We start from the raw sequence: 21,370 nt of genomic DNA, 5'->3' as shown, positions 1-21,370 counted from the left end.
ATAAAACCTCACCCTCAATCCCTCTCCTTGGTAAGGAGAGGGAAGCCGGAGGCAGGGTGAGGTTTTATATTTAATTTGACCCACTTACTTAGTTAGTAGCAGTGGGTATTTTTGGAGGTTGTCGCTGGGTGTGCGATCGCCCCCATCACCAGCATCTAATCACATCAAAGTTAACGCTCAAGTTACACATTCCAAAACGTTAACCACAACAAGTGAGAAATCAAATTAACAAGCCGTTTTGCTAAAAGTGCAAAGTCCCGAAAGGTTATCGAGGGGGCGATCGCCAAAACAGTTCTCATTGCTTTGTATCAGATGCACCACAATTAATTTCCATTCTTAGGGATAATCTTTAATTTACATGACTTTTAGCCTTAACCCAAGCATATTGCCACGCAATTCAGTTAATGACATCAGTCATCATGTTATTACAGGGTGAAATGAACAAACAACTGCTCATTTCACCCCTATTAGTAACGTTAAAGTCTTAATCAACGCAATGAAAACAATCACTTCACTTTTTAGCGAAGAACGCAACCAACTCCAGACAGATATTGATAACACAACCAACATCGAGGAGACAGTTAAGTTGGTTCAGAATCGACTTGATAACCTCGAAAGAATTTATATTGAAAAGCTTAATTTGGCTCAAGTTCGTCTAGCTTCCTTTTTCCTAGATACCCTGCGGCAGTCCATCGCCACTCTTGCTGCGGCTAACTATTCTCAAATTGCTCCAATAGAGCAAAAGCAATTTACTAACTTAGGTACAAAGTTTTTTTCCAGCAGATTAATCCTGAAACTGCTAAAGGGACTAATTTATATAGGCATCTTAGGTTCGTTGTTCTCTTTAACTAAAACTACCCCAGGTGCATGGATGGCTATCTTACTAACCTCTCTACTTCTAGGGGTAGAAGTTGTACTTCAACTCGAATTAAATAACCAGCAAAATTCTATATCTTCAGAGCTATTGGAATTACCTAAACCTATGCTCCGGGTTGATAGCAAAGTATTTTTAGATCATCTTGGCGATGCTCTCAACACTATCGACCTAGCAGTAGCTAGAGTAGAAGAAGGGAATAAACATGAAGGCGACTTAGCAATAGAAGAACTGCCAGAGCTATTGAATTTTCTGCAAAGGCTAATGGGCGCATCAAAACTTGATAAACCCCAAATGGCTCATGAACTTGCAAAACTTCTGCCACAGATTTTAATGTCTCAGGGAATTAACGCTCAAATTTACCGACCAAATGACCCACACAGCGATCGCGGCTATTTTGACTTCGAGCCAAGTATCGACCCCGATACCAAAGATCACGTAACTCTAACTCCGGCTTTGTTGAAAGGCGATCGCTTGATTAGGCGCGGTAGGGTAATTGAGCCAGCATATTCCTCTTCTAGAGAATAATAGACAATAAGGATATGGAAATTTTAGAAACAATCGGTTTTGATTTGGGACACGGTGAAACGGCTGTAGCTAAAGCGATAGTGGAAAGCATCGACCCCCCCCAAATGCTGGAGATTAACAACAAGAAGAACCAAATTACAGCCCTTGGTTGGCATCCTAAACTCGGTTATCTTGTCGGCGAACAAGCATTAATTCAAGCTGGCGTTACCCAACTGACAATTTCATTCAAGCAAAAACCCAACAACGATCCCAAATATCGGGAAACAATTAGCACTTTTGTGGCAACCTACTACCGACTTTTGAAAGAAAGCAAACAACTGGAAGGTGGGGAAGGTAGCTATTTTTACATAGGTTGCCCTTCAGGATGGTCAGTTAGCGATCGCACCGAATACCAAAAGCTGCTTCAAGAAGCTGGGATTCCCCAACTAAATGTTGTACCCGAATCGCGGGCTGCTTTCATGCAAGCCAAAGAAGCCGGGAAGTTGGAGTATGACAAACTTGTTGGATCGGTGCTAATTGTCGATATTGGTTCTTCAACCACAGATTTTACTCTGGTTAAAAGCTTAGAAGAGATCCCGATAGATTTCGGGAGTAATACTTTAGGTGCATCCTTAATTGACAAGGCTATTTTTGCCCGGACTCTCGCCAACCACGAACAAAAAGCATTACTCGAAAAAGTATTTAAAGAATATCCCCATCACCAAGCTCGTTGTGAACTTGCTTGTCGCAAAGCTAAAGAAGATTACTTTTCAAATGAACAGCTATACAGCGATCCTGAATCCTTTGCGCGTGGCTTCGAGTCGATCAACGAACAGATTTATTTTATTCCCCAAGTAAATAAATTGATGATGGAGGAAATTTTAAACCAACCCTTACCGGAATTGGGGCATCATAGTTGGGTGCGATCGTTTACCGACTCTTTAACCGAGGCGAAAGAAAAGCTAGAAAAACTTGGCATCGTGCCGAAACTTTTGCTGATGACTGGCGGTGCATCTCGCATGAAGTTTACCCACTTGCTTTGTCAGGAAATGTTTCCCGAACCAGAAACGCTGCTTCGCCCTGATCCAGAACCGGAACGGTGCATTGCACTGGGTTTAGCACGAGTAGGACGATGGGATCTGCGTGCTGCTGCTTTTAAAGAAGAAGTCAACCAACTATTTACCTCGAACAAGCTCAAAGGTTTGATTGAGAGGCATATCCCGGAGTTAATCGAATCACTAACTAAGCCTTTAACAGATGGCTTGATTGTCAACGCAGTTAAACCAGGTTTAAAAGATTGGCAAAAAAATAAAATACGGACTTTAGCAGATTTGGAAACATCTTTGATCAGTCGTGCAGAACAGTGGCTCAAAAGCGATGCCTCCGGCAACGTCTCCGACGAACGCGCTGTGCAGATAATTAATCATCAATGCGCTTCTTGGTTTAGCAATAAAATCCAACCCGATTTAGCTGCACAAACCGATCCAATCTGTCGAAAGTTTCAGATACCTAGAAGCAGCTTAAGGTTCCAGGATAGTATTGACCCAAATTTTGTTAACCCAGAGCTACGAATTGGAGATGCTATCCTAGCTGAGACAGTGGGCTTTATTGTCAATGTAGTAATTGGTGGAGGCACTGTAGCTAGCATCATCACTCTCATCCTAACTGGACATTTAACCTGGCCTATTGCCCTAGTATATGGGGCTTCGGTTATGGCGGCAGGAATGGAGCTAAATCGCAAGAGTGTTCAAGAAGTAATCAAGACAAATGTAGATGTACCTAGTTGGGTTCGTTCTAGTTTTTTGAGTGATAAAAAAATCGAGGATATGTGTGAGCAAATAAAGCCTGAGTTAGAGAAAGTTCTTCAAGAACAACTGACAGCAGATCAAGAGGCTTTTGATAAACTGATTAGCAAAGTTGAGCAAGGGCTTCAAAAAACCCTTTCCACCAAAGTTCAATCTTGCATAATTCTGATCCAATAGCAGTGATATATAGCAGTAAATATAGTTTTTATAAATTGTTATTGCATCGCTTAAGTATTTTAAAATAGTGGCGATAGTCAGAGTTATGGAAACGCTATCATTACCGTTTGCTAATCATGCAAGCTACATCATAGCCCCCTCCCCGCAAGCGAGGAGGGGGTTGGGGGTGGGGTTCTGTACCTACTCAATCCAGAAGCCCTATAACAATTCAAAATTAAATGTAGGTTGCGACCGTCAACAATTCAAGATGGGTTAGCCTACACCATCATCTAATTATTTGTGCCTACTTACTTACCACTAACTTAAATATGTAAACTGCTCATAAGTCAATGATTCAAACAATAGTTGTCTTTATCATCATTGGGCTGATTATCACTCAATACGGTTCAGTTAAGGCTAAAACTCTCTGTGAAAGTCAATTTTTTTAACGAACCGCAGAGGCGCAGAGAACACAGAGAGAAGCAAGAAATGCTTAACTGAACTGTATTGGATTATCACTGGGATTTTAATCAATCCCGTTTTAGTAAAAAGGCGAAGAAACCGTCTCAAACACCGTCCTTTCCCCCCACTGTGGAATGCCATTATTGAAAATAATCTTCCTATTTATCTGTGTCTCTCTACCGATGAAATTAGACGACTTCAGGGACATATTCAAGTATTATTAAGAGAAAAGCAATTTATTGGCTGTAGAGGATTACAGGTTACGGAGGAAATGAAACTGACCCTTGCTGCGATCGCCTGTTTACTCCTATTAAATGAACGTGGGCAATACTTCCCTAGACTTCGTTCAATTCTGGTGTATCCCAACGCTTATTTTGTTCAGGAAATGACTTCCATCGGATACAGAAGATTGTAAGTTAGTGAGATACAGTACTTTAGTCTAAAAGCCAGATAACCTCAGCTTCAGATTGCATGAGTCGGAATAGTAATAAAAACATAAATCCTTCGGAAAACAATTTAAAAGAGCAGCGTGAAAGCTTAGACATTCAGGTAAATGAAGTACACGGGTAGGGGCACAACATGTTGTGCCCCTACGATTATCTGTACCTCACGCCTGTTGCAATGCTGTTGAAGGTCAGCAATACTATAAGCTTCTGGTTCTGATTTCATTAGCCAATAATTCATTTACACAAATTATCTATATACAAATAACAAGGGTTTTTAACAAGGGGATTTTACCCCTTGTCTTTGAGATAATAGCTGGATTTACGCCGTGCTGTGCTAGCAGGGCTATTTCATTCTCATCTAGCCCGCCTCAGAATGAATTCTGAGTCTAATAGCGAAAGTCATCTAAAGATGACTGAGAAAAGGTTCTAGTCCGTTTTAACGGACTTTAGCTAAAAGCCAAAGAACTTTAGTTATGGGCGGTTTATGTATAGAATGAAATAGCCCTACTGTGCTAGTGAATTTAACTACGGTAAGCTATAACAGCATAAAACGGATCTCCTCCAGCTGCACCCAACCACTGTAATAAATTCGGTAATGTGGACTTATGAGCTATAACTTCTGCGGTTGTAAATCCTGGGACTGACGCGAAGTAAGCTTTGACTAATTCTACTCGCTGTGCTTCTGAAGCCTCACGCCAACCTTGAATCGCTTTTTCAAAAAACATCCGGTTAGAAAAGCTGATAATTGCCACACCGCCGGGTTTCAGGATGCGGTAAATTTCAGAAAATACTGCTTCTGGATATTGCACATACTGCACAGATACGCAATTGAGAACAGCATCAAAATCTTCATCTGGTAAAGGTAGCTGCGGATTTTCGTTAAGATTTTGCACAAAGTAATGATTTAAGCGGGGATTTCGTGCTAGTTCTTCACCGTTGAGTCCGTGTCCCTCCACATGGGCAAACTCCATTTCTTCTGGCAGATGAGATACCCAGCTGCTCATCATATCAAAAATACGGGTGTTGGGTTTGAGGCGATCGCTATATAAATCCGTTAGCTGTTGAATAAATCCTTCATCGACATGGGTAACAAAGCGCGGATAAGCATAGAACAGCTTATCGTCTGTGTCGTCTAATTTCAGGCGTTGATTCGGTCTTAACTGCATAAATCTCTGTTTTGGAGGACTTTTTCCGAAAATTACTGCAATTTCAGATATTTTTTAACAAACACTATGTAACATATTTTAATAACAGCAGGACACAAAAACGAGTCTAAATAGCAGCATTCGATTTTTATCAATTCAATGTTATATAAACTACACTTGTTGCAGCATATTTGGCGACAAATCCGCCTAGTAGCATCATTACCCTATGTTAGTTTGTTAGTTTGGATACTGCCCTTATTATTATTTACTTCTGGGCACAATAGCCTAATGGCACATGATGAAGCGCTTTATGCATCGCGTGCGCGTCTGATGTTTGATTCTGGTAATTGGATAACTCCTTGGCAAAATGCACATCATAAAACCCCTGGCCCTTATTGGATAATTGCCAGTTTCTACAAGCTGTTTGGTATGAGTGATACTAGTGCGCGTCTTCCTAGTATGATTGCTAGCATTTTTAGCTTATGGCTGGTGTATGAAATCGGCAAAAGTATGCTAGGCAAAAAATTAGCAAGGCTTGCTGCTGCAATTTTAAGTGTGGAATTTCTCTGGCTGCAATACTCTCGCTTAAGTACACCTGATGTCCCGATGGTTCTCTTAGTACTTTTAGCTATTTGGTCTTTAATAAAAACGGAATTACATCCTAAATATCGATATTTTTGGAGTTTTATAGCTGGTTTCAGTTTAGGTTTAGGTTTCTTAGTCAGAAGCTTTATGATTTTTTTGCCAATTGTAGCTTTATTCCCTTATTTAATTTGGGAACACCGCCGTCATTATCATCTTACTAACCCAATTTTATATTTAGGCTTTTTCGTAGGTTTAATACCTACCTGTGTTTGGCTGTGGTTAAGCTGGCAGCACTACGGAAATCAGAGTTTTCAGGAGTTGCTGAAGTTTGTTGTGCAGCTAGGTTCTGAAAATAATGATAAAAATGATCGGCTGTTTTATTTATGGAATATTCTTTTAAAAGCATTTCCTTGGGCTTTTTTCGGACTTTTAGGTTTGTTTTTGACTGTCCGTCGTCCTATTTATCGTTATCAGTTAATATTAGTTGGCTTTCCACTTGTCCTATTTTGTGAACTTAGTCTTTTTAGCACTCGTCTCCCTCACTATAGTCTTTGCCTTTATCCGTTTATAGCTTTGTTTGCATCTGTGGGTTTAAACTGGTTAGGTAGTATTTACGAGAGAGGAATTCCCCCCCATTTACCTTTTCAAAAAGGTAAAATAAATATATTAAGCCTTTTTGCAAAAAAGAATCTTCCCCGAAATCTCAGTTATGGCTTTGGTGGATTCGGTGTTTTACTTGTAATAGTGAGTATTGGTGTTTTTAGTTGGGGTGGTTCTGACATCCGCAATTATGCAACTATTGGCTTGGCTATGGGCTTGGGTTGGTTAATTTTACCTCTGGTGTGGATTAGTCGTTACCACTTTGGCAAGAAGTTTCTCACAGCGCGTTATTGGATTGCAGGTTGGTTAATTCCCTGTTGGCTGGCTTTGGCGATGACGGGTAGCATAGGGCTTTTAAGTGACTATAACCCTGTTTTGAAATCTTTCTTACAACAAAGTGCGATCGCCCCAATTCTTCAATCTCATCCTACCTACTATGTACAAATAGACCAGAAAACCCAAGTATTGCTTAATTTCTATCTTTCTATTCACCCCCAAAAAGTAGCCTCTATTTCCCAAATACCTGCTTTAAGCTATGCTTGGATATATGCAGACCAGTCCTCTAAATTATCTCGACCTCACCGCATTATCGGCACTGTCAAAGAGTACCAGTTGATTCAATTTCTTCCCTAAGACAGATGCCAAGCAACTATTGCTAAAAAAACTAATCTAGTTATAATAGTACGTACACTAAGTATTTTGCTAAATGGTTTCTACATCTAATCAATCCCCAGCTTTAGATTCGTGGCAGCAAAATCTGGCACCATACAATTTGGGTTACAGAATCAAATTAGTCTCACAACTGCTCAGTCGCAAGTTTACAGAGAGGCTAGAACCCTTTGGACTTACGCCATTTCACTGGCTGGTGTTGTGCTGTTTGTGGCAAGAAGATGGTTTACCTACTTCTAGTATTGGGGACAAACTCAAACAAGTGGGGGGGACTTTGACAGGCGTACTAGATCGGATGGAAGAACGCGGCTTGGTGCGTCGAGAACGCGACACTTACGATCGCCGCATCTGGCGAATCTGGCTTACGGATGCAGGTAAGGAACTAGAAGCTGTTTTACCTCCAATCGCCGCAGCCGTGCGTGATGAAGCGATGGACGGCATTTCCTTTGCTGATCGAGAACTATTTTCCCAAATCTTGAATCGGGCGATCGCTAACCTCTCCTAAAGATAATGCCATAATCACCCGACCGGGGGAAGTGATGTAAAGATTTATTTTGAGATAATAATACGCATACTAAGGAAAGAAAAATTTTTTTGTAGACGAAAATGTTTCCTAATCCAACATTTCGGGGTCAATTCCTAAAGGGTTGAATCGCAGTTTCTCTACAATTATCTCCCACTTTTAGATTTTAGATTGACCCCAGTAATCAAGTCAGGGGCAATATAAGCTACAAATTTGCTTTCGAGACTTTTTTAATTTGCCCAGTAAAGTATGCTTCCTCATGTTTGAGTTGTTGCGCTATTTCTAATCCTTTTTGAAAAGCTGTTAATGCTTGAGGAAACTGTTTACGTTCTAGATACAATTGCCCAATTTGGTCATAAGCTTGCATCAATCCGTAAAAGTTGGCGGCTTGCGTCTGTGTCTCTACAAGAATTTCGCTAGCCTGCAAAGCCTGCTCTGTTTGTCCTTGAGAACGGTACAGCGCAATTAACTTCTGCAAAGCTTCACCAGCACGAACGTACTCCTTTAATTGCCAAGCAGTGGTATAAGCTTCTTGATAATTTTTAAAAGCCTCTAGCAGTAAGTTAGGATCTTCCTTTGCTAGAGATTCGTAATTTGAAGCGATCGCTAGCTTTAATTCTGGTATTTCAGTAAGATTATTTTCACTAACGTAAATTTCTGCTAATTTATTAAGTACATTCAATGACTGCTGCGGTTGTTTTATTTGCTCGTAAATGTAAGCTAGCCATTGCAGATATGTTACCTCGTTTACACCAACGCCTTGGGATGTAGCTAAAGCCAACAATTCCTCGTAGATTGGCGCAGCTTTGGGATAATCAAACCAACTCAAATGTAGTTCCCCAATTGTCTTGAGGGTTTCTACTACTGCTGTTGTATTTTTTTGCTCTCGTACCACTAACAAAACTTGGTCGTAAGCTTCCACAGCTAGTTTAGGCGATCGCACATTTTGATAAGCTTGACCTAGCGATCGCCACAATTCTAGATCAATTTGGGCGGTTGTTTTCTGAGATTGTCCCTGCTTTTGAATTGCTTGCAATCGCTGCGTAATATATTTTACTTCTTGTCCATCATTTTGCTTCCAGGCGATCGCTCCGACTCGTGATAGTGCTTGCACCTCTGCTAATGAACCTAAAAAGCGCCGCAAACGAAGTTCCCGGTTCCAAATTTCAAACGCCGCCACCTGGTCTCCTGCTTGCAGTTTCGCTGCTGCTTCTTGATTTAAGGCATCCAGCGCTGGTTCTAATTTTTGCTGTTCTTGGAGAGTTAACGGCTGTTTATCCTTGGGCAAACGTGGTAGCAGTGGATCGGGTGTGGTAATTTCTAGGGGACTAGGAGGAAATTTATCCAGTGGTTTAGGCTTTTTAGTTTCTGCCACGGTCAAGGAACTGCTAAAGAGTATAGCGGCAGTAACAATCAAAATTAAGCGCCTGAGCATGGGTACTTTACCTTGCCTTGAGTTAGTTGCATGAGTTAATTATCCCCATGCCCGATTATTTTTACTTTATTCCAGCAATTCCGAAGCGTCACTGACTGAAGAAAGCAGGGGAGGCAGGGAGTGTCAAGTCTCTATCTAGTCTACCCAGTCAATAAGTCAAGTTAATATAAAGTTAATACTAGCAAAGCTTTTTAAGTGTAATTGCTGAATTTTTATAGCATATTTACATAATTTATGCAAGCGAAAATCTCTTGAAAATAGCTTGGGAAATATACTGAATAATTAAACAAAATTTATTATTTGCCTTTTTATGAGTCAGAAAATATACGCTCACAATAATTAACTAATATAGATATCCTTTATAAGAGCCAAATTGCTCTAAAAGTTAAGAAACTTGGTATCAGTTAGCACGACTATGACGAGTAGTATCGTGAAAAACTTTTGGCATTACTGATTTCAAGTATGAATTCAAATATCAAAACCCATATATCTCGTCTATATATGGGTTTTGATATTAAACAAAATCAAATTCATACTTCTTATTCAGCAAGCCAATTTTTTCATCGGTCTTGTTTGGTGGAACGAAGATATAGCTGCTTGGACTGGGGCTGCTAGTCACCCTTTTCCTTCTGTGCGGTATGAAGACGCTAACGCGTAGCTTGCTTCTCCGTAGGAGTACGGCTCTTCTCAGGTCGCTAACGCTGCACTAATGGGCTGTTATGTTACCCGTCTACAGCGCTGGCTCACCGTTTTTACCAATTTAGTCAGCGGCTACTTTTTCAACTAGGAAGGTAAAAAATGAAATGGGCTATTTACAAAAAGAATACGGGCAGTTTTGTAATAGCAGTGGCAATCATGGCTGGTGTTGGCGTCGTCTCGTATCTGAGTTTGCTTCAGTATAGAGAAAACGCTCAGTGGGTCACACATACACGCGAGGTGCTGGAAAAGACTAAAGAAGTAATGTCACAAATCAAAGATGCAGAGACTGGACAACGGGGCTATCTTCTCACGGGCAAAGAACGGTATCTAGAACCGTATCGCACTGTAACTGACGAGATTGTTCAGAAACTTAAGGCTCTGCGCCAATTGATTGCGGATAACCCCAATCAACAGGGGCGGCTTGATCGCCTTGAACCCATGATTGCCAAAAAACTAGTTTTGATGGAAGAGGCGATTAACGCCAGGAGCAAAAATTTAGAGTCCGCGCTGGAAATAGTTCAGACAGATCAGGGTCAGCAGATCATGGAGGACATCCGAATGCTGACTACAGCTATGGAGAACGAAGAGAATGAATTGTTGAAACAGCGGTCAATAGAGGCGAACGCCAGCGCTCATCAAACAACTTTGTTAACTATTTTTGGCAGCATTATAGCTTCTATTCTCGTCGGTTTAGCAGCCATGATCACCAATCAGGAACTCGCCAAACGCAAGCGGATGGAAAATTCTCTGCAAAAAGCTCGTGATGAGTTAGAAATAGAGGTTAACAAACGGACTGTCGAACTTAGAAACACTAACGAAGAATTGCAAACTGAAATTAATGAGCGTAAAAGTGCAGAGTCAGAGATTCTGCGCCTGAACGTCGAGCTTGAGCAGCGAGTAGCAGAACGCACAGCACAACTCGAAGCCACTAATAAAGAGATGGAAGCATTTAGTTATTCTGTATCTCACGACCTGCGGGCCCCCTTGCGGAGCATCGACGGCTTTAGCCAAGCGCTACTAGAAGATTATGCTGATAACCTTGACGCACTAGGCCAAAACTACCTCCAGCGAGTGCGTGCAGCCACCCAGCGAATGGCACAACTGATCGACGATTTACTGAATTTGTCACGACTAACGCGCAGTGAGATGCGTTGCGAAAACGTTGATCTGAGCGGACTGGTGGAGGCGATCGCAAGTGAGTTGCACAAAACACAACCAGAACGCCAAGTAGAGTTTGTCATTACACCGGGATTGGTTGCCAATGGTGATACTCATCTTTTACGGATCGTGCTAGAAAACCTGCTGGGTAATGCGTGGAAGTTTACAGGAAAAAATCAAAAAGCACGCATAGAATTTGGGCTTTTGCAGCAAGATGACACCCATGTGTATTTTGTCCGTGATGATGGTACAGGCTTTGATATGGCCTATGTTGAGAAACTCTTCGGTGCTTTTCAGCGCCTGCACGCCATGACTGAGTTTGAAGGCACTGGCATCGGACTAGCTACTGTGCAGCGCATTGTCCACCGTCATGGTGGCCGTGTCTGGGCCCAAAGTGCAGTAGAGCAAGGCGCAACATTCTACTTCACCCTTTAACTAGAGGAAAACATACAACATGATTTTACTTGTAGAAGATAATCCTGATGATGAAGCGCTAACCCTACGCGCACTCAAGAAAAACAATATTATGAACGAGGTAATAGTGGCACGCGATGGAGCAGAAGCCCTAGATTATCTCTTTGGTAAAGGTGTGTACGCCGATCGCGACATGAGCGTTATGCCAAATCTCATCCTCCTGGATTTGAAGTTGCCTAAAATGGATGGTCTGGAAGTTTTACGACACCTGCGAACCGACGACAGGACAAAAATCCTTCCCATCGTCATTCTCACCTCGTCCAAGGAGGAGCAAGACTTAATCAATGGTTACAGCTTGGGTGCCAACAGCTATGTTCGTAAACCAGTAGACTTTTCCCAATTCAGTGAAGCAGTGCGACAGCTAGGGTTGTACTGGTTTGTCTTAAACGAATCACCGCCAAGGATATAGCTTACCAATCCTCCAAAATCAGGTTATAGATACAAAGCTGACTTTCTTAATTACGAATTACGAATTACGAATTACGAATTACATGGGTATACCACTGCGCGTATTACTTGTTGAGGATTCAGAAGATGACGCTTTGTTGATGCTGCGTGAACTGCAACGTGGTGGCTATCAAGTAACCTTTGAACGGATTGATACACCCATAGCCATGAAAGCTGCGATCGCAGGGCAAACATGGGATATCGTCATCTGCGATTATTCCATGCCCACCTTTAGCGCTCCTGCTGCATTGAAGCAAGTCAAGGAAAGTGGACTTGACTTGCCATTTATTATTGTCTCAGGCACTATTGGTGAAGATACCGCAGTAGCTGCCATGAAAGCTGGTGCCCATGACTACATCATTAAAGGTAATCTAGCACGACTTATCCCTGCTGTTGCACGCGAGTTGCGTGAGGCACAGGTGAGACGGGAGCGCAAACAAGCAGAGGAGCAGATTAAAGCATCGCTTCAAGAAAAAGAGGTGCTATTGAAAGAAATTCATCACCGCGTAAAAAATAATTTGCAGATTATTTCTAGTCTGCTCAATCTGCAAGCAGAGTATCTCAAGGACAATCAAGCCCTTGAGGTATTCAAAGATAGCCAGAACCGGATTGAATCAATGGCTCTGATCCATGAGAAACTATATCAATCTCAAGACTTGGCAAGGATTAATTTTGCTGACTATATCCAAGATTTAGTAACTAATTTATTTTATTCATACAACGTTAATTCCAGCGCTATTACCTTGAAAATGAATGTTGAGGAGGTTTTTCTAGCCATTGATGCAGCTATTCCTTGCGGGTTGATTGTCAATGAACTTATTTCAAATTCCTTAAAATATGCCTTTCCCCAAAGAGAACCAGGAGAAATTTGTATTGAATTTTGCTCCATAGAAGCAAATTTATTTACGCTTATTATCAGTGATAATGGTGTCGGGTTTGACCTAGATTTTGACTTTCAAACTACAGAATCATTAGGTTTGCGATTAGTCAAAGGTCTAACACATCAGTTAGAAGGTAATATCGATCTTACCAGCGATAATGGAGTGGAATATAAAATTATATTTCCGAATAAAACTTCCTAAGATTGTAAGTTTCACAAAATTATGAATTCAGTAAATATATTAGTTGTTGAAGATGAAATCATCGTAGCAATGGATATACAAAGTCGGCTAAGAAAATTTGGATATAATGTTCTAGGGCTTGCCGATTCTGGAGAAGAAGCAATTAAGAAAGCAGCAGATGATTCTCTAGATTTAGTTTTAATGGATATTCATCTCAAAGGAAAGATGGACGGTGTGGAGGCCGCTCAGATAATTCATAATATTTTTAAAATTCCAGTAATATATCTGACTGCTAATGCCGATGAATCAACATTGAATCGAGCAAAGGAAACAGAGCCGTTTGGCTACATTCTCAAGCCTTTCAAAGAAAAGGAATTAAAGTTCACTATTGAAATTACACTTTCTAAACATCGAACGGAAAAAAAATTAAAACAGAATGAACAATGGCTGACTGCTGTACTTAAAAGTATTGGAGATGCTGTAATTACTAGCGACGAATCTGGAACTGTAACTTTTATGAACCCTATTGCAGAGGAACTGACGGGTTGGAATTATTCAGATGCGTTTGGTAAAGAAGCAACAGAAATATTCAATATTGCTCATGAAGAAACTCGGATAATAATTGAAAGCCCGATCAGGCAAGTCCTTCAGTCTGGTGTTACTGTCGGTCTACCAGAACAGACGATACTAATTGCTAAAAACGGTGTTGAAATCCCCATTGATGATAGTATTGCAGCAATTAAAGACGACAATGGTAACATCACGGGTGCAGTTTGCGTTTTTCAGGATATCACCGAGCGTAAGCAGATATTGGAGGCACTAGCGCGTCGCCAGCAAGAATTCAAAGCACTAGTTGAAAATGCACCTGATATTATTTCCAGATTTAACACTCAATTGCGCTACGTTTACGTTAATCCAGTTATTGAAAAGGTTACACGAATATCAGCCGAAACATTTATCGGCAAAACAAACGCAGAGTTAAATCTGCCAGAAGAATTTTGCCGGATATGCGATCATAAACTCCAGCAAGTTTTCCAAACTAAGCAAGAAACCGACTTTGAATGCAGTTTAGCGATCGCTTCCCAAACAAAACATTACCATACCCGTCTTGTGCCTGAGTTGGCTAGCGACGGCTCAGTATTTTTTGTTTTAAGTATCGCTCGGAACATTACTGCTTTAAAAGTTGCAGAGGCGCAATTAATTCATGACGCTTTTCACGACATACTAACCGGTTTGCCAAATCGCGCCTTATTTATGGAACGGCTAGAACGTGCGCTGATGATGGCAAAACGACGTGCGGACTATACATTTGCTGTTCTCTTTCTAGACCTAGATCGCTTCAAAGTTATCAACGACAGTCTCGGCTACATGATTGGCGATCAACTATTAACTGCCCTTGCTCGCAGACTGGAGAACTGTCTCCGTGCTGGAGACACAGTTGCTCGTCTAGGGGGAGATGAGTTTACAATTTTGCTTGAGGATCTCAACAACATCAATGACGTAACAGGCGTAGTGGAGCGGATACACGAAACTCTGACATCTGCGTTCCAACTCAGCGGATATGAGGTATTTACCACCGTCAGCATTGGCATCGCCCTAAATAAGGGTAATTACAACCTACCAGAGGAACTCCTGCGCGATGCTGACATTGCAATGTATCGCGCTAAGGCATTGGGTAAGGCACGCCATGAGATATTTGACTCAACCATGTACACCGAAGTAACGAAGCTATTAGAGTTAGAGATGGATCTACGGCGGGCAGTTGAACGCCACGAGTTTCAGGTTTACTATCAGCCAATTGTGTTGTTAGAAACTTACAAAATTACTGGTTTCGAGGCTCTCGTTCGCTGGCAGCACCCGCAACAGGGATTAGTTCCTCCAGACAACTTTATTCCACTGGCGGAAGAAACTGGGTTGATTATTCCTATTGGTTATTGGGTACTGAGCGAGGCTTGTCGGCAAATGCGTGCTTGGCAAATACAATTTCCTAGCGAACCACCCTTGACAATCAGTGTAAATCTTTCCACTAAACAGTTCTCACAGTCCGGGCTAATTGAGCAAATTTCCCAAATTATGCAAGAGACTGGTCTGGAAGGCAACAATTTAAAGCTGGAGATTACCGAAAGCGTACTGATGGAAAATATTCAATCAGCAACTTTTATGCTCTTGCAACTGCAACAGATGAATGTGCAATTACACTTAGATGATTTTGGCATAGGCTATTCATCCTTGAGTTACCTGCACCGTTTTCCAAGTAATGCCTTGAAGATTGATCGTTCTTTTGTTGCTAAGATTGGTGCTAACGGGGAAAACTTGGAGATTGTTCAAGCGATCATCACCCTAGCCCAAAGTCTAAATATAGATGTAATAGCAGAGGGCGTAGAAACTGTAGAGCAACTGGCACTACTTAGAGCCATGAAATGCAAGTACGCACAGGGATATTTGTTCTCCAAACCCCTCGATAGCAAGTCGATAGAGACATTAATTGTATCTGGCATTCAGCCGAGACAAGGATAGAGTTACGGAGTCTAGTAGTGGAGGCGGGGATTTAAATCCCCGCTAGAGAGCCTAAGCATTTAGCGGCAGGTCATTTACTCTCTTTTTCTCCTCCGGCTCGTTCGCGTGTCAAGCTATCAATAGCATCACCCAAGGCAGTTGTAAGGCTATTGCGGGTTTGAGCGTGGTTATCCTGCTCAATTTTCAAAGCTTGCAAAAGGCGATCGCGTTCTTTGATTACGGCGATGAGTTTAGCTTGCAATTCCTCTACAGATTTTAGTTGTTCTATTTCTTGTTGAATCGCTGTTACTGGTGTTCCAGCAGCCAGTGTCTCCATCTCAAGACAAGAGAGTTTATGCAAGTCTGCCTTGAGGAATGCGATCGCCTGTTGGGACAATTGGGCATCTGTGCGCCGTTGTTCTGCTTCTGTGTTGTAAAGCTGACGCCATTTTTGGGCGCTTTCCCAAGCCGTATCGCGATCGCTCTGAAGTCCCGCCATCTGCTCTTTGAGTGTCTGGATTTCTGTCAACCACTCTTGTGTTAAAGTTATCGTTTGATTAGTATTTTCAGCCATTATTACCCTCGTTGTATTATAAAAGGACTAAAGTTACATTTTTCGTCAATCAAAAAAGCATGATGGTTTCTTTTTTTATTAGAACAAGAGTAATACTTTAATCCTAAAGACTGACCAATCTATATTGGCATCAAAAGTTTTTTAAAGTAACACCTCAGTAGCTTTTGTGAGTGTGAAGTGGCGCAAGCATAACTACTGTAGCTGTTGAAACAAAAATTAATATTTGAATACTATTTACTGTTGCTTCCCTTTCTTTTCATCCAGTGCTTTTTGAACGGCATCTCTACAAAATTGCGCTGGATTATCTTGTTTCTGTATTTCTTCCTTCATTTCTTTCGTAGCTCTAAAAGTAACATTTTCAGTTAATTCTTTACTCGGTGGATTGTCAAAATTTTGAGGATTACCTTTACGGTTAGGCATTGTTGAGAGATGTAAATATAACTTATTTCGGGGCAAGCATCGAAATACAGTTTTAATTCGGTAGGCAATTTACCCTGAGAAAGTTGTTACCTACCGATACCACTTTTAAGGAATGGCTACTCTATGTTTACACGTTCGGAACTGGAAATCAAAACCATCAAAGAACTTCGTGACCTATGCTTACGCTACGGTATCAAACCAACTGGGAATAAAGGGTACAAAACTTCATGGATTACATCGTTGATGGTATTCCCTCGTATGGCGCTATCCCAGTTTGAGACAGGGAAGGGATTAAAACCTCCTACCTTTGCTTTCATGCAAGCACTGAGTAACGCTATAGATGAGATGAACTCACCTACTGATGAGCAAGCTGCACTCATCAAAATCACGATGGAAGGGAGAATCATGAATTACCCGGATAGATACACCCAAGAGAAGCTATTAGCCTTGCACAAAGCGAAAATGCATCTTGAGATGGCTATCGGGTTGTTGAGTCAATAAAATCCAATCCCTCATACCTAATTCCTGACTCCCTTCACACCAGAGGGGAGTTTTTGTATATCCTCTAAGTAATTCAACATAAATAAGAGTCATATCATGTTCGCTTGATTACTTATTAAACCCGAAGAACCCCACCCCGCCAAAGCTACGCTTCGTCTCCCCTCCCCGCTTGCGGGGAGGGGATTAAGGGGTGGGGTGCAATGACTGTGGAAATCATAACTAATTATGCGAACATAATATCATTGGGCATGGGGCATGGTTATTCTGCTTGTCCCCTTGTCCCCTTGTCCTCCTGCTCCCCCCCACTCCCCACTCCCCACTCCCTACTCCCCACTAGGTATTCTTGCGGTAAAAAGATAAATGCGATCGCTACACAAAATTTGGCAAAGTAGTTAATAAAGCCAACCAGTTTTAACTCTAAATCATGCCAAAGCCTCGTTTTTTACGCTTCTTTCGCCATCTCAATTGGCGCACGCTCAAAAAAACTTTTGCCAGGACAATGGAAAGACGACTTTTTGGACTCGCCTCAGAAATTGCCTTCAATGCTATGTTATCGCTGTTTCCTGCAATTCTTGCGATCGTTACAGCCATTGGCTTATTAGCAGAATCTTTACAAGCTACCTTTAAACAACTGGCGGCACAACTCAGTCAAGTCCTACCTGAAGAAGCCCTGGTTCTAATTCGTGATTTTGCCACTACAGAAATTACCAATTCTAGAAACAGTGGTTTATTTTCTCTGAGCTTTATATTAGCAATTTGGACTGCTTCTGGGGCGGTGAGTACAGCTATGACTGCCTTCGACCAAATCCATCAAATTCCTTCAGAAAACATGCGTCCCTTTTGGAAAGCCAAGCTCGTCTCTTTGGCATTAACAGTCGGTACTATGTTGCTTTTAGTGTTGGCTTCTTTCTTAGTGTTTACCAGCGATCTACTGTTGGCAATGGTAGTGCGCGGAAATGATTCTTTAATTTTCTTGTTGCATCTTTGGCAGCTTTTACGTTGGCCTTTAGCTTTAAGTATTGTTGCTGTCGCCTTTAGTTTTGTCTATCGCTATGGCCCAAGCCAGTGGAACTCAGGCACGCCAATGATGCCTGGAGCAATTTTAGCAGCTGTTTTCTGGGCAATATTGTCTGCTCTATTTCGGCTTTATGTGGCGAATTTTGGCAATTATAATAAAGTCTATGGTGCAGTAGGGGCTGTGATAGTTTTAATGCTTTGGCTGTCGATGAGTGCTGCGGTTCTGTTAATTGGAGATCAGTTAAACGTGACTGTCGGCGAAGATATGCGCCAAAAGCACAGTCAGAATCTCGTGAAAAATATGTAAATATCGTTATAAATCCCTGAGAAAATTTTTGCAAAAATTCAGTAGGGGAGTAAAATGTCTAACGATTCAAGACAAACTTAGCGATCGCCTCCATGCCTGATTCTCCTTTTCGATTTTCGATGATTGAACCTGATGCCAAAGCACCCACCTTGAAGCGCCTGCGTCAGTTAAGTCGGCTGCTGGATAATGTTATTACCATTCCTGGTACGCAGATTGGTTTTGGTCTAGATCCAATTATAGGATTAATACCTATTGGTGGTGATTTTTTGGGAATCATGTTTTCTAGCTACATCATCCTAGAAGCAGCGCGACTGGGTGTATCTAGAGCCACTTTAGGCAAAATGGTTCTAAATGTGATCATTGATGGCTTAGTAGGCGCTGTCCCAGTTTTGGGAGACTTTTTTGATTTTACCTGGAGAGCTAATACTAATAATATCAAGCTGTTGGAAGATTACTTAAAGTTTCCTAGCCAGCAAAAGAGTGCCGACGGGTGGTTTATCTTTGGCGTTTTGGTGGGATTATTGCTGATTGCCATTGTTTTAGTCGCATTGCCCGTGATAGTAATTAGAATGCTATGGAATGCCTTAACAGGCGGTTAAATTATTTATTGATAACGGAATGAAAGATTGGTGGCAAGCCACTTTTCCTAAAGGGCGGCAAAATCTAATTATTACTGATGCTAAAGGGTATCCTGTACAAATTGCTTATGGCGAAATAGGTAAAGGCAAACCGCTAATTTTATTACATGGCATGGGTAGTTGGAGCTATAATTGGCGTCATAGTATAGCACCATTATCTAAATATTTCCGGGTAATTTGTTTTGATGCCAAAGGTTTTGGTTTTTCCGAAAAACCATTGTCTCGTAGAGAAGACAACGGTCATCAAGTTATTGAGTTTCAAAGAATTATTCAGGCATTATGTGATGAACCCGCAGTGATTGTGGCTGAATCTCTGGGGGGATTAGTTGCCCTTGCCCTTGCTCAAGAAAATCCGCAGTTAGTCGGGCGGCTTGTAGTCGTAAACGTACCTATTTTTGCCGAACGTCTACCTCATTGGGCTATGTGGTTACTTGCCCAAACGCCCTTGGAAACAATGCATACAATTGACTTCTTACGTCTGGCATATTTGTTTGCACCTCTATTTAGAGAAATTATGGCTATAGAAAGACGTGGGGTATTATTTGATCCGTCAATTTTGACACAGGAAGATGTCTATTGGATAACTTACCCGTTTATTGAACTACCTGGTACAATCGCCAAAGTCGCCGAAGAGTTACAAATAGCAGCGCGAGAAATTCAGAATTGGCAAGAAAACAAGCCAAATATGCTCACCCAAATTCAAAATAAACTGAGTGCGATTAAGTGTCCTACACTAATTTTGTGGGGTGAGCAAGATAGTTGGTTTCCTATTAGTCATGGTGAAAAATTGCATCAGCATATCCCCAATTCTAAATTAGAAATTTTGTCTAACTGCTATCATGATGCCTCAACTGGTGCTTCTGAAGTATTGAATGCAGCGATTATTGAGTTTTTACGCGATACTCATTTTTAAAGATAGCTCATGTTTTGATCAGAGAATCCCAAATATGTAAAAACACCTCCCAATTGCCCACTAGTGTTTCAACAATAATTACGAATTACGAATTACGAATTACGAATTACGAATTAAATAAAAAGAGAGTGGGAGGAAGCATATCAGTCAGCTTTCAAACTCCCACTCTGCCATTTGCCACTGAAGTGAACAGGAATGTATACAGATGTTGCCCGTTATTTGGGGCTAATGCGTACTTCAACAACAACGCCCGCACACATTTAATATTCCTGTTGCAGCAAATGCCAAACCTGATTATTGATATTTATCTGCACAGAAAAGACTCTGCAAATAATTGGTAGAGATAGTTGTTTTTGTAAATCACTTAGTATATAGTGTTTTTACAAAATGAATTTGCTTGCGTGGTAGCCCCTGATAACAAAACCCTTGAAGTCGTTTATCTTTGTACAATTTAACTTGGTTAATTAGAATCAGGTTGCCATTTTGGCAGGTTTTTAAATTTCCGAATTGCTCGCCTGTTGCAGGGCTTGACTAATCGGGAAAAGGCATGACATGAGGTTTACTGCATTCGCACCCAATTACGGAACAGGTAGCACTATCCAATCTGGGTTTTATGAAATTTAGTAGCTTTGACATTTTTATACCCAGCTTTAATTGCTTAGTATGCCAACCAAAATATTAATTAATTCAGTTAATTCTTCTGGGACTCGATATAATTTGAAGTCTTCAGTTATCTGTTTTTCTTGACGTTTATAAGTAGCAAATCGCCAATCCTCACCAGTCGTTACCGCTCCATAAAGAATTGGTGTATCTGAATTTATCCATTGATCTAGTGCAATTAATTCTACGGCTAATTGTATAAACCCCCTACTTAAGTCTGCTTGTTTAGCTTCAATCACTAACAACCCCTTACCTTTATCAATGTAATAATCTAAGTTACCTTTGAGTTGGTCGCTGACGCTAATGGGATACTCAATATTCAATTGGGTTTGCGCGATTTCACAAACTTCTAGTAGTATGGGTGCAATAATTGCTTGCTTACGTGCATCTTCACTCAGTAGCTTGACACGTCGGAAATTCCGGTCAATGACTCGTTGCAATTCTGGGATTTGATTGGGGATAGATATCAATTGCGGTAATTGTAACCGTTCACGTTCGTAGTCACAACCCAATTCAGCCAAAATATCTGCTGGAGAAAAAGGTAGTTCAAAATACTTACTAAATGTATAACTTTGACCAGGTTGAATAATTCGAGGTCGATTCATAAATTTTGACTATGACTAAGTAAATACAAAACTCAAGTCAGCTTTTCTTTGATTCAACAACTAACATTTTAGCTTAAAGCGGAAGAAGCCCCACACTGTAACGGTACTCCGTTCAGTGTTGGGATGAATTCCGGGCAATGACGAATTGACCAACGAGCAATATTGAGCGTAGCTCAGTGAGCAATGTTGGTCG

At 41.2% G+C, this 21,370-nt stretch carries 17 protein-coding genes and 1 pseudogene; 13 read left to right on the top strand and 5 right to left on the bottom strand.

Features of this window, described 5'->3' with window-relative positions; all coding sequences use genetic code 11:
* The first annotated feature begins 496 nt into the window (after positions 1–496).
* From LC586_RS00090 to LC586_RS00080, 3 genes and pseudogenes are all read left to right on the top strand, one after another.
* Positions 497–1,402, top strand: a complete 906-nt coding sequence (locus LC586_RS00090; RefSeq protein WP_229482380.1) for a hypothetical protein — start codon at positions 497–499, stop codon at positions 1,400–1,402.
* 14 nt (positions 1,403–1,416) lie between these two features.
* Entirely contained in the window at positions 1,417–3,363 is a 1,947-nt protein-coding gene (locus tag LC586_RS00085) for an Hsp70 family protein (protein WP_229482379.1), read from the top strand.
* A gap of 481 nt (positions 3,364–3,844) precedes the next feature.
* Positions 3,845–4,201: pseudogene (locus LC586_RS00080) on the top strand (zinc-dependent peptidase); the annotation flags it as partial.
* Positions 4,202–4,771: 570 nt separating this feature from the next.
* Here the strand turns inward: LC586_RS00080 and LC586_RS00075 are convergent.
* A complete protein-coding gene (locus LC586_RS00075; RefSeq protein WP_229482378.1) occupies positions 4,772–5,416 on the bottom strand; it encodes a class I SAM-dependent methyltransferase in 645 nt (214 codons plus the stop codon).
* A 138-nt stretch (positions 5,417–5,554) separates the two neighbouring features.
* Here LC586_RS00075 and LC586_RS00070 point away from each other — a divergent pair, with 138 nt between their 5' ends.
* Complete coding sequence (locus LC586_RS00070) at positions 5,555–7,213, top strand: ArnT family glycosyltransferase (RefSeq protein ID WP_229482377.1); 1,659 nt, start codon at positions 5,555–5,557, stop codon at positions 7,211–7,213.
* A gap of 73 nt (positions 7,214–7,286) precedes the next feature.
* Complete coding sequence (locus LC586_RS00065) at positions 7,287–7,754, top strand: MarR family winged helix-turn-helix transcriptional regulator (RefSeq protein WP_229482376.1); 468 nt, start codon at positions 7,287–7,289, stop codon at positions 7,752–7,754.
* 223 nt (positions 7,755–7,977) lie between these two features.
* Here LC586_RS00065 and LC586_RS00060 read toward each other — a convergent pair whose 3' ends face one another.
* The gene (locus LC586_RS00060) at positions 7,978–9,207 is read right to left on the bottom strand and encodes a tetratricopeptide repeat protein (RefSeq protein ID WP_229482375.1); all 1,230 of its coding nucleotides are present in this window, start codon (positions 9,205–9,207) and stop codon (positions 7,978–7,980) included.
* 798 nt (positions 9,208–10,005) lie between these two features.
* Here LC586_RS00060 and LC586_RS00055 point away from each other — a divergent pair.
* From LC586_RS00055 to LC586_RS00040, 4 genes are all read left to right on the top strand, one after another.
* Positions 10,006–11,499: a sensor histidine kinase gene (locus tag LC586_RS00055; RefSeq protein ID WP_229482374.1), complete on the top strand. Its 1,494-nt coding sequence runs from the start codon at positions 10,006–10,008 to the stop codon at positions 11,497–11,499.
* 19 nt (positions 11,500–11,518) lie between these two features.
* Positions 11,519–11,947: a response regulator gene (locus LC586_RS00050; RefSeq protein ID WP_229482373.1), complete on the top strand. Its 429-nt coding sequence runs from the start codon at positions 11,519–11,521 to the stop codon at positions 11,945–11,947.
* Positions 11,948–12,029: 82 nt separating this feature from the next.
* Entirely contained in the window at positions 12,030–13,067 is a 1,038-nt protein-coding gene (locus LC586_RS00045) for a sensor histidine kinase (protein ID WP_229482372.1), read from the top strand.
* 21 nt (positions 13,068–13,088) lie between these two features.
* Positions 13,089–15,563, top strand: a complete 2,475-nt coding sequence (locus LC586_RS00040; RefSeq protein ID WP_229482371.1) for a GGDEF domain-containing response regulator — start codon at positions 13,089–13,091, stop codon at positions 15,561–15,563.
* A gap of 70 nt (positions 15,564–15,633) precedes the next feature.
* Here LC586_RS00040 and LC586_RS00035 read toward each other — a convergent pair whose 3' ends face one another.
* Together LC586_RS00035 and LC586_RS00030 are read right to left on the bottom strand one after the other, a co-directional pair.
* Positions 15,634–16,116, bottom strand: coding sequence for a hypothetical protein (locus tag LC586_RS00035; RefSeq protein ID WP_229482370.1), 483 nt, complete (start codon positions 16,114–16,116; stop codon positions 15,634–15,636).
* Between the two features lie 234 nt (positions 16,117–16,350).
* Entirely contained in the window at positions 16,351–16,536 is a 186-nt protein-coding gene (locus LC586_RS00030) for a hypothetical protein (RefSeq protein WP_229482369.1), read from the bottom strand.
* A 123-nt stretch (positions 16,537–16,659) separates the two neighbouring features.
* Here LC586_RS00030 and LC586_RS00025 point away from each other — a divergent pair, with 123 nt between their 5' ends.
* The 4 genes from LC586_RS00025 (at position 16,660) to LC586_RS00010 (ending at position 19,912) form a co-directional block, all read left to right on the top strand.
* The gene (locus LC586_RS00025; RefSeq protein ID WP_229482368.1) at positions 16,660–17,037 is read left to right on the top strand and encodes a hypothetical protein; all 378 of its coding nucleotides are present in this window, start codon (positions 16,660–16,662) and stop codon (positions 17,035–17,037) included.
* A 424-nt stretch (positions 17,038–17,461) separates the two neighbouring features.
* Positions 17,462–18,361 (top strand): YihY/virulence factor BrkB family protein, encoded by a 900-nt coding sequence (locus tag LC586_RS00020; protein ID WP_229482367.1) that lies wholly within the window; start codon positions 17,462–17,464, stop codon positions 18,359–18,361.
* 92 nt (positions 18,362–18,453) lie between these two features.
* On the top strand, positions 18,454–18,960 hold the full coding sequence (locus LC586_RS00015) for a DUF4112 domain-containing protein (RefSeq protein WP_229482366.1): 507 nt from the start codon (positions 18,454–18,456) through the stop codon (positions 18,958–18,960).
* 19 nt (positions 18,961–18,979) lie between these two features.
* A complete protein-coding gene (locus LC586_RS00010; protein ID WP_229482365.1) occupies positions 18,980–19,912 on the top strand; it encodes an alpha/beta fold hydrolase in 933 nt (310 codons plus the stop codon).
* Between the two features lie 650 nt (positions 19,913–20,562).
* Here LC586_RS00010 and LC586_RS00005 read toward each other — a convergent pair.
* Positions 20,563–21,177: a hypothetical protein gene (locus LC586_RS00005; RefSeq protein ID WP_229482364.1), complete on the bottom strand. Its 615-nt coding sequence runs from the start codon at positions 21,175–21,177 to the stop codon at positions 20,563–20,565.
* Positions 21,178–21,370 lie beyond the last annotated feature (193 nt).

Origin of the sequence: Nostoc favosum CHAB5714 (assembly GCF_020829495.1) — a bacterium.
In the GTDB taxonomy this organism is placed as follows: Bacteria; Cyanobacteriota; Cyanobacteriia; order Cyanobacteriales; family Nostocaceae; genus Nostoc; species Nostoc favosum.
Note: the sequence above shows the minus strand (reverse complement) of the source record. Positions and strands in the feature narration are given on the sequence as shown.